Source organism: Shewanella sp. CAL98-MNA-CIBAN-0140 (assembly GCF_040309905.1).
Taxonomy (GTDB): domain Bacteria; phylum Pseudomonadota; class Gammaproteobacteria; order Enterobacterales; family Shewanellaceae; genus Shewanella; species Shewanella psychromarinicola.
In genome coordinates this window covers 1-9567 of the sequence record NZ_JBEOPI010000064.1, presented here as the reverse complement: position 1 = coordinate 9567, position 9567 = coordinate 1, and the positions used below count along the sequence as shown (strand labels likewise).

At 42.5% G+C, this 9567-nt stretch carries 9 protein-coding genes; all 9 read right to left on the bottom strand.

Going from position 1 to position 9567, the window contains the following annotated elements; all coding sequences use genetic code 11:
• Positions 1 to 712 precede the first annotated feature (712 nt).
• Entirely contained in the window at positions 713 to 1111 is a 399-nt protein-coding gene (mutT, locus tag AAEY93_RS19895) for an 8-oxo-dGTP diphosphatase MutT (RefSeq protein ID WP_351079347.1), read from the bottom strand.
• Between the two features lie 52 nt (positions 1112 to 1163).
• A complete protein-coding gene (gene yacG, locus AAEY93_RS19890; RefSeq protein ID WP_101033769.1) occupies positions 1164 to 1373 on the bottom strand; it encodes a DNA gyrase inhibitor YacG in 210 nt (69 codons plus the stop codon).
• A gap of 42 nt (positions 1374 to 1415) precedes the next feature.
• Positions 1416 to 2150 (bottom strand): cell division protein ZapD, encoded by a 735-nt coding sequence (gene zapD, locus AAEY93_RS19885; protein ID WP_351079344.1) that lies wholly within the window; start codon positions 2148 to 2150, stop codon positions 1416 to 1418.
• The gene (gene coaE, locus AAEY93_RS19880) at positions 2143 to 2772 is read right to left on the bottom strand and encodes a dephospho-CoA kinase (RefSeq protein WP_351079341.1); all 630 of its coding nucleotides are present in this window, start codon (positions 2770 to 2772) and stop codon (positions 2143 to 2145) included. Before coaE ends, zapD begins: the two co-directional genes overlap by 8 nt.
• Complete coding sequence (locus AAEY93_RS19875) at positions 2769 to 3695, bottom strand: prepilin peptidase (protein WP_351079338.1); 927 nt, start codon at positions 3693 to 3695, stop codon at positions 2769 to 2771. The genes coaE and AAEY93_RS19875 overlap by 4 nt, the downstream gene beginning before the upstream one ends.
• A 34-nt stretch (positions 3696 to 3729) precedes the next feature.
• Positions 3730 to 5013, bottom strand: coding sequence for a type II secretion system F family protein (locus tag AAEY93_RS19870; protein WP_351079335.1), 1284 nt, complete (start codon positions 5011 to 5013; stop codon positions 3730 to 3732).
• A 122-nt stretch (positions 5014 to 5135) separates the two neighbouring features.
• A complete protein-coding gene (gene pilB, locus AAEY93_RS19865; RefSeq protein WP_351079332.1) occupies positions 5136 to 6842 on the bottom strand; it encodes a type IV-A pilus assembly ATPase PilB in 1707 nt (568 codons plus the stop codon).
• 107 nt (positions 6843 to 6949) lie between these two features.
• Positions 6950 to 7375: a prepilin-type N-terminal cleavage/methylation domain-containing protein gene (locus AAEY93_RS19860; protein WP_351079330.1), complete on the bottom strand. Its 426-nt coding sequence runs from the start codon at positions 7373 to 7375 to the stop codon at positions 6950 to 6952.
• A 1013-nt stretch (positions 7376 to 8388) separates the two neighbouring features.
• Positions 8389 to 9267, bottom strand: coding sequence for a carboxylating nicotinate-nucleotide diphosphorylase (gene nadC, locus AAEY93_RS19855; protein ID WP_351079327.1), 879 nt, complete (start codon positions 9265 to 9267; stop codon positions 8389 to 8391).
• Positions 9268 to 9567: the final 300 nt, after the last annotated feature.

The following is a 9567-nucleotide window of genomic DNA, read 5'->3' as shown; positions in this document are numbered from 1 at the left end:
CCGATGGTAGTTTGGGGTCTCCCCATGCGAGAGTAGGTCATTTCCAGGCGCCTAATTTACTCGAAAGAGTAGTGAAATAGCCCGCTATTACATAGCGGGCTTTTTTACGTCTGCAATTTAACAGCTTCGCTGCTAGGGCGGACTACGTCCTGCTAGGGATAGCTTCAGAAACGATAACAAGCGAACGCTGTGCTCACGGATAGAGACAGCTTCGTTACCAAGATTTTATAGCATCTAGCAGCGCAGCGTCCTAGCATCTAGGTTTTTAGCTCGATTGTTATCTCTCGTCATCGCTTGCTACGGCTCGCTACCAAGATTTTATAGCCTCTAGCCGCGTAGCGTCCTAGCCTCTAGGCTTTTAGCTCGATTGTTATCTCTCGTCATCGCTTGCTACCGCTCGCTACCAAGATTTTATAGCATCTAGCAGCGTAGCGTCCTAGCCTCTAGGCTTTTAGCTCGATTGTTATCTCTCGTGATCGCTTGCTACCGCTCGCTACCAAGATTTTATAGCATCTAGCAGCGCAGCGTCCTAGCCTCTAGGCATTTCGCTCGATTGTTATCTCTCGTCATCGCTTGCTACCGCTCGCTACCAAGATTTTATAGCCTCTAGCAGCGTAGCGTCCTAGCATTTAGGTATTTCGCTTTGAAACTAGCATGTTGAAGTGATTTGAATCGGTTAATAAGCTGTCATTACACAACTTATCAATATGACTTACCAAGGCAGGGTTAACAGCTTATCTAAAATAGGTTTATTGGCTTCAGGGAACTCATATTCAGAGATGGATTGTAATTCAACCCATTGTATTTGTTGTCCTTCAACGCCAGTTGCTTGGCCATTGAAATCAGTCACTAAGTGGATATCAAGTCTTACCTGCTTATCTGGATAGTCATGGCTGATATCCATAAATGCTGTTGTGCTGTTTACATCAAGATCCACTTCTTCTTTCAATTCACGAATTAAAGCGGCAGTTACCGTTTCATTTTGTTCAACTTTACCACCCGGGAATTCCCATTTTCCACCTTGATGTAAATGGTCATGACGCTTGGCTAATAAAATTTGTTTATGTTGGTTTATAATAACGCCGACAGCAACATGTATTCTCTTTTGCATGTTTTGCCCTTACTATTTCTTTCTTATTGTTTGAATAGATTGTTTAAACGGATTATTTAAAGAAGTCACCTTCATCAAAACCAGCATCATCCAACAGATCTAGGTCTATATCGTGCTTAACCGGAATAGCATGTTTTTCACTCGCCCAGTCACCAAGATCGATAAGTTTACAACGTTCACTGCAAAAAGGCTTAAATAGGGAGTCGTCTTTCCATTCAACTTTGGTGCTGCAAATTGGGCAGTTTACTACTGTTAAAGGCATAATCATTCTTGGTTATTAATCTTACTCGTGATGGTAAAGTGTTTAGGTGCAGGTTGCTAGTGAGAACTCAACAGTTTCACTTGTATGACGATGTAAATCGAAATCGACAAAATGAATGGCATAACGATTTCGATTGCCACTGATTGTAGGATAGCAATTTTGGTTGGGGTTTATTTTTACACGGATTAATGACAGAGGCTGCGGTGAGCTGCCTTGATAGAACCCTACTGGTGCTTGGCATAAACTAAAATCTGCTGTCGTTCTAATCAGTTCTAGCAGTAGCATGATTGGGGCTAATAGTGGCTGAAATTGCATCCGCCAATTTTCGATATCTTGCTGTCGATATTGCCAGTCTTTGTCTAGCCAAAAGTGCAGCTGAGGAAAATCAAAATTACAGTATGCCCCGGTCATATTGAAGCGCTGTCGTAATGAACAGATAAACTTATCTTGTTTTAGGCTACAACCAATTCTTTCTTGTGCTTGCAGCGGCGATTTCAATGCAATCAGTCTTTCGGTCAGTTGATCCACTTGCGCGTTATCAACATTTGAGTTTGTACGCCAATGGGAAATTAACTGAATTTGTTTATCAATATCTTTTAATATATCAGTGCGATAATCACAACGTTCTGTTAGCTCTGCAAGAGAAAATAACGGGGCAAAACATTGATGTTGATTATCTTGTTCGGCATGCAGTTTTAACTGTAAGGCAAGGTTTTCTATACGCAGATAACTGCGTATTTTTTCATTTAATGGTTGTTCATAGATTAAATCAGTCATGGACGTTAGTTTCTAAATCGGCTGCCTGTTGTAAGTATTGTTGGTGCAGACCAAATACTTGACTGCGCAACATCTCATGATCTCCTTGATTATCTATAATATTATCAGCTTGAGCAAGCCGCTGTTCTCGGGTCATTTGACTCGCCAGAATATGCTCAACTTGTTGTTTACTGACGCCATCACGTTGTATCGTCCTTGAAATTTGTAACTCTGGGGCAATATCTACAACCAAAGTCGTATCCACTAAACTATCTAAATGATTCTCAAATAGCAAGGGCACTATCATTATTACGTATGCTGAGGTCGATGTTTGTACTTGGTCGAGCATCTTCTGGCGGATCATAGGGTGGAGTAAATTATTAAGCCACAGTCGCTGTTCGGGATTGTCGAAAACTTGTGTACGCAGAGCCGCTCTATCAAGGCTGCCATCGGTTAGCAAAATAGCCTGGCCAAAGTGCTCTGTTATTGCTTTGAGCCCATCAGAGTTGGTTGAGACAACCTCTCTGGCGATAACATCGGCATCAACTAAGTCTATGCCGTATTGCGCGAATAAATTCGCCACAGTCGTTTTACCACTGGCAATGCCGCCCGTTAAGCCCACGATAAACTTTTTTAACATCATAAGGTACTCAGATACCAATTGAGGATGTCATGTCCCCACACTAAGGCTATCCATCCCGCTAAAGCAATATAAGGACCAAAGGGGATTGGGTTACCCTTGCTGAGCCGCTTAGCCATAATCATGGTTATGCCAACTACCGCGCCCACTAGCGATGATAATAGAATAATTAATGGCAGCATTTGCCAACCTAACCATGCACCGAATACGGCTAATAATTTAAAGTCACCGTAACCCATGCCTTCTTTGCCAGTGACCAATTTAAATAACCAAAATACTGACCACAAGCTTAAATAGCCAGCCGCAGCGCCGATAATAGCGTCTTGAGGGCTAGCATAAATACCTTTAAGATTAATGATTAATCCTAACCAAAGAATTGGTAAGGTGAGTTGATCGGGCAATAGCATTTCATCTAAATCGATACCCGTTAATGCCACCAACACAAAGGTTAAAATACTGGCATAGAAAAATTGCCATGTTGGGCCAAAGTGCCAAGCTAATGTGGCAATCAATACTCCGGTGAGCAGTTCGATAATCGGATAGCGGATTGAAATACGGGTGTTGCAATCGGCACACTTTCCCTTAAGCATCATCCAGCCCAATATAGGCAGATTATGCCAAGGTTTAATGTCGGCTTTGCATTTAGGGCAGGCAGAACCTGGCACGATGAGATTGTATTTTTTCGGGAAAGGATCAATGGCTTTAGTTAAGCGATCATTGCCTACTTGTTCGACAATGTCAGGATGATATTCATTGAGATAAAAATTACATTCGCTTTGCCATTCTCGTTTCATCATCACAGGTAAACGGTGGGCCACGACGTTGAGAAAGCTGCCAATAGTGGCCGCAAAAATAAAGCTAATCGCCACAAATGCCCAAGGATATTGGCTCATTGTGGCAATAAAAGTTGAGATAAATTCAGTCATGATTATCTTTTTATTTAATAGGTTAGAAGATTTTCTAGTTTATTATGTTGCCCATTTGGAAAATAGGTAAATACATACCGACGATTAGACCACCAACGAGAGTACCAATCACCACCATCATAATCGGCTCAATCAAGCTAGATAGCCCATCAACAGCATCATCAACCTGCATCTCATATATATTAGCCACTTTATTAAGCATGTCGTCTAAGCCGCCGGATTCTTCACCAATCATCACCATTTGGATTACCATGTCTGGGAATAAATTAGTGGTGCGCATCGCCACATTCATTTGCATGCCAGCCATCACTTCTTGGCGCACTTTTAGTAGTGCCATACGATACACATAATTACCCGACGCGCCAGCAGCAGACTCTAAGCCATCGATTAATGGCACCCCAGCAGCAAAGGTGGTGGCTAAAGTACGGGCAAAACGCGCCATTGAGGCTTTGTGGAGAATATCACCTATCACGGGGATCTTGAGCAGTATTACATCTATTCGATCGCGAAAGTTCTGGGACGTTCTATGAGCACGTCGAAATAACCAAATACCAACAACAATAGCAATGGCAAAATAGTACCATGAACTCTGTAACCATCTTGAAATATTGATAATTATTTGGGTGAAGGCAGGTAGCTCCGCACCAAAACCATTAAATATTTCTTCAAATTGCGGTACCACAAATAATAGTAATAAGCTGGTTACCGCTATAGCCACAATAACAACAGCTATAGGGTAGAGCATGGCCTTCTTGATTTTAGATTTTAACTGCTCAGCTTTTTCGCGATAGGTCGCAATACGGTCAAAGACGGCATCCAGTGAGCCTGAGTGTTCACCGGCAGCGACTAAATCGACATAGAGATCATCAAAGAATTGTCGGTGAGGTCTTAGCGCATCCGAAAGTGGAATACCGGACTGGACATCAGATAAAATAGTGCCCAATAATTCGCGCACTTTAACTTTTTCATGGCCGCGGCCAAGAAGCTCAAGGGTAGTGACCAAGGGGACGCCCGCAGCCAGCATGGTGGCTATTTGGCGGGTGATCATCGCAATATCCATCGCGGTGATCTTTTTCTCAGATTTAAATAGCGGGGCCGACTTTTTGCTTACGCCTTTTGGGGTGACACCTTGGGCTTTTATTACACTGCGTACTTCAGCAATAGAGGAGCCTTTTAGCTCACCAGAAGTGAGCTGGCCATCACGATTGGTACCCTTCCATTGATAGGTAAACACCTTAGGTTGGTGTTTGGTTATTTTTTTCGCCTTTGGCTTTCTTTTTGTTTTTGTTTTCGTTTTTGTTGCAGTTGCTGTGGCCATTTAGCCAATCCTTTTATTATTGAGCGTCATCCAGGCTAAAGCATTATTGTTAATGATAAATAACCCATTAAATGGTCGAATGACTATAGCTGAATAAGTATAACTGTTTGACTATAGCGGAATTAAAAGCTAGTGACACGGTTAATTTCGGCGATACTGGTCACGCCGTGAATAACTTTGAGTAATCCAGATTGGCGCAAATCGCGCATGCCTTGCTGCTTGGCAAGGGTGGCAATTTGCAATGAGTTACCGCCTTCCATAATGGTACGCGCAATTTCCTCGCTCATTTTCATCACTTCGTAAATACCGACGCGGCCTTTATAGCCACCTGAGCAAAGCTCACAACCTACGGGTTTAAATACCGTAAAGCCTTTGGCTATATTGGCTTCAGTAAAGCCTAAGCGTTGCATTTCATCAAGTGGAATTTCTTCTTCATGCTTGCATTCCGGGCATAAGCGTCTGGCAAGGCGTTGGGCAATAATTAAATTCACTGAGCTGGCAATGTTATAACCCTGTACGCCCATATTAATCAAACGAGTCAAGGTTTCTGCTGCCGAGTTAGTGTGCAGCGTTGATAACACTAAATGGCCGGTTTGGGCCGCTTTAATCGCTATTTCGGCAGTTTCTAAGTCGCGTATTTCACCCACCATCACTACATCAGGGTCTTGACGTAAAAAAGAGCGCAGAGCAGAGGCAAAGGTTAAACCGGCCTTTAAATTAATGTGGACCTGGTTAACGCCTTCGAGGTTAATTTCGACCGGATCTTCTGCGGTGGAGATATTACGCTCTTCAGTATTAAGAATATTAAGGCCAGTATACAAGGACACGGTTTTACCCGAACCAGTAGGGCCAGTAACAAGGATCATCCCTTGAGGTTTAGCAAGCATTTCTTCATATAATAGCCGTTGATCGTCTTCATAGCCGAGTTTTTCGATACCCAGCTGGGCAGAAGATGAGTCTAAAATCCGCATCACAATTTTCTCGCCCCAAATGGTCGGCAAGCTACTGACACGAAAATCGATAGACTTGGTCCGCGACAGCTTCATTTTTATGCGGCCATCTTGAGGCAAGCGGCGCTCGGCAATATCCAGTTTTGACATCACCTTTAAGCGGGCTGAAATCCGGTTGGACAGATTGACTGGTGGTTCGGATACTTCATGTAATATACCGTCGATACGAAAGCGAATACGGTAGCGCTTCTCATAGGGCTCGAAATGTAAATCAGAAGCGCCTTTACGTATGGCATCGGTGAGAATTTTATTAATATAGATAACAATCGGCGCATCGTCACTGCTGTCACCGGTCGGCTCATCATGTCTTTCGGTATTAGCGACTTCAATACCTGCAAGAGCTTCTTCGTCAACGCCTTCTAATCCAAGACCGCTAATGTCTTCTTCGAGTATTTTTTCTAAGGCTTTAAGCAGTTTGTCGTCTTCAACTAGAATAGCCTCTGCATGCAAACCTAAGCTAAATTGAAAATCTTCAAGAGCGGCAATGTTGGTTGGGTCTGAGGTAGCGATATAAAGGCGATTGCCGCGCTTAAACAGCGGCAAACAATTATGTTTAGCAATGAGCTTCTTGTTTAATAACTCTTCGGCTATTGTTGCAAGATCAAATTCGGTTAAATCGAGTAACGGCGTGCCGTATTCTTCATAACACAGCTCGGCTATTTCACGTGCTGAAAGAAGCTTTGAATGAATTAACGTAGTCACTAAGGATTGTTTGGTTTTACGGGAGAGTGTTATAGACGTTGAAATTTGTTCTTCAGAAAGAAGATTTTTGCGAATAAATAATGTTGATAAACCTAAATGTAAACCAGTGTTGGACATTGTTATAGCTGTCTCATTATTATTAGTAAGGGGCTATTTTAGCCCCTTACTATATTATTTAGAGGTTAATTCTAAATTGCATTGCTAAGTAGAAGCCGCCGCACAACTTATAAACCTGCGCCTTTAATACAGATAGCTAGATCCCCTGTAGCTGCACTATCGCCCGCAGTCATCTCAAATTCAGCTCCACCTATCGCAGAGAATGTACCAGTAAGAACACATTTTTTTTCTGTCCATACAAGAACTGCTTCTAAATCTGGAGCGAAGTCAGCAGCAACTACTGTTGTAAACTTAGTATTTGCGTTAACTTCATCCGCCAATCCAGTACAACCAATATCCGTTTGAATACAGGCTTGTACTTTTTGTGAATAAGCTGATACGCCCTGCATTGCAGCGCCGCCTTGGGCAGACGTGACATAATCTTTATAAGCAGGCAATGCGATTGCTGCAAGAATACCGATAATCGCGACGACGATCATTAATTCGATAAGCGTAAAACCTTTAGCGTTTTTGATTTGGTTGATACCTTTCATTTTTCTCTCCGTAAAATAGGCTGGGGTAGTCTCAATCCTCGATATCTATAAACTTCACTTAGACTAGTAACTAATACTAGTAACTAATACTAGTAACTAATTCTAGAACTAATGCTAGTAACTAGGCGAAGCAGTTGGCATTCCATTTGCCTAAAACCGTAAAGCACAATTGTGTGGTGCTAGATACTAGATACTAGATGACCACGATTATTATAGTGCCAGCGTTACTTGTGTTGACCATGGTTATCTCTGTCTATGCTGTTTTTGGCACAATGGCACAATGGCACAATATACAACACATAGGTAATAACCATGTTAACCGCAAACAATGCTAGCCGATTATTTATTTAATAGAGCATTTAGGCTGAGTGGTAAACATAGAGTAAATAGGTCAATGTTAACAAGATACAAAATAACATCTGCTAGTGTGGTTACAAAGTAAATGTTAATTAATTGTTAGTATTTTGACGTTATTTACAATCTAACGAGTACAGTGCATGGCTGAAAGGCCAACTCGCCGAGGTAAACGTTAATATAAACGGTTACAAAATGGAATAGGGTTAACGGCTAAATAAAAAATAAATGTCTAAAAACGCTCTAATTTCACATTTTCCGTACATTATACGATAAATTATTTTTGACTTCTCTAGGTCAAGAAGTGTTTTTTTGACAAAAAAGCAACAAAGGCGTTTTATTGGCGCTTTTTGGGGGAGAAATCTGACAGGTTTATACCCAAGCTAAAATCTAAAATCTAAAATCTAAAAGCCTAGATGCTAGAGCGCTGCGCTGCTAGATGCTATAAAAGCTAAAAGCCTAGATGCTAGAGCGCTACGCTGCTAGATTCTATACAAGCAAAAAGCACAAAGCCTAGATCGTTTCGCTGCTAGGACGCTACGCGGCTAGAGGCTATAAAATCTTAGCAGCGAAGCTGTCCTAGCAGGACGCAGTCCGATCTAGCAGCGCAGCGATCCTAGCAGTGACGTAGTCACGCCCTAGCACCTTAGCTTTTATGGTTAACTTTTCAATCTCAACGACAAATCTAACGCTTTTACGTGTTTAGTCAGGGCGCCGACCGAAATATAATCGACTCCAGTTTGTGCAAAGGTGGCTAGGGTGTCTAAGGTGACATTGCCTGAAACTTCTAATTTAGCGCCATTACCTTGGTTTTTATAGCGATTATTAAGGCTGACAGCGTCGACCATCATAGTCACGTCGAAATTATCGAGCATAATGATATCGGCGCCGCCATCGAGTGCTTGAGTGAGTTCTTCAAGTGACTCAACTTCGACTTCGACTGGTTTGTGACTGTCTAACACGCGCGCCGCTGTAATGGCTTGTGAGATGCCGCCGCAAGCCATAATGTGGTTTTCTTTAATTAAGAAAGCATCGAATAAGCCTATGCGGTGGTTTCTGCCGCCACCACAGGTGACTGCATATTTTTGGGCGGTGCGCAGGCCTGGGATGGTTTTGCGGGTATCGAGTAATTGGGTATGAGTACCCACGAGCTTATTCACGTACAACTTTGTTAAGCTGGCAACCCCTGATAAGGTTTGAATAAAGTTCATTGCAGTACGTTCGCCAGTTAAAATAGCCCGTGCTGGGCCAGAGAGTTCGCATAACAATTGATTGGCCACAATTAAATCACCGTCATCAACATGCCAATGCAGTACCACTTCACTGCCCAGTTGATTAAAGACTTGCTCTGCCCACGCTTTACCACAAAAAACCCCATCTTCGCGGGTGATTAACGCGCCTGAAACATGTTTGTCTGCTGGGATAAGCTGGGCAGTAATATCGGCATTAAGCATGTCGTGGATAGTATTATGGGTCGTGTGACCTAAGTCTTCATCAAGCGCTGTTTGCACAGCATGACGGATATCGTTTTCTAACATAAGCTAAGTCCTTGCTAAAGAACGTGATAAGGCTAAATGATAACCTTGTTCAACAGAGTGTTCAATGGGGTGTTTGTTGCGAAAAGCATTTGTTAAAGATTAGCATAACTTGGCTATATACTGACACTTATATGCATCTAAAAGCTAAAAGCCTAGATCGCTTCGCTGCTAGGACGCTACGCGGCTAGAGGCTATAAAATCTTGGTGACTAGCGATAGCAAGTGATGACATACGATAAAAAGCGAAAAAGCTAAAGCCTAGGTGCTAGAGCGCTGCGCTGCTAGAGGCTATAAAATCTTG

What these genes read in the sequence shown, in the direction of transcription:
- mutT (WP_351079347.1), bottom strand. Translation starts at nt 1,111, where the DNA reads ATGCAAAAGAGAATACATGTTGCTGTCGGCGTTATTATAAACCAACAT.
- yacG (WP_101033769.1), bottom strand. Translation starts at nt 1,373, where the DNA reads ATGCCTTTAACAGTAGTAAACTGCCCAATTTGCAGCACCAAAGTTGAA.
- nadC (WP_351079327.1), bottom strand. Translation starts at nt 9,267, where the DNA reads ATGTTAGAAAACGATATCCGTCATGCTGTGCAAACAGCGCTTGATGAA.
- AAEY93_RS19870 (WP_351079335.1), bottom strand. Translation starts at nt 5,013, where the DNA reads ATGGCCACAGCAACTGCAACAAAAACGAAAACAAAAACAAAAAGAAAG.
- AAEY93_RS19875 (WP_351079338.1), bottom strand. Translation starts at nt 3,695, where the DNA reads ATGACTGAATTTATCTCAACTTTTATTGCCACAATGAGCCAATATCCT.
- zapD (WP_351079344.1), bottom strand. Translation starts at nt 2,150, where the DNA reads ATGACTGATTTAATCTATGAACAACCATTAAATGAAAAAATACGCAGT.
- AAEY93_RS19860 (WP_351079330.1), bottom strand. Translation starts at nt 7,375, where the DNA reads ATGAAAGGTATCAACCAAATCAAAAACGCTAAAGGTTTTACGCTTATC.
- coaE (WP_351079341.1), bottom strand. Translation starts at nt 2,772, where the DNA reads ATGATGTTAAAAAAGTTTATCGTGGGCTTAACGGGCGGCATTGCCAGT.
- pilB (WP_351079332.1), bottom strand. Translation starts at nt 6,842, where the DNA reads ATGTCCAACACTGGTTTACATTTAGGTTTATCAACATTATTTATTCGC.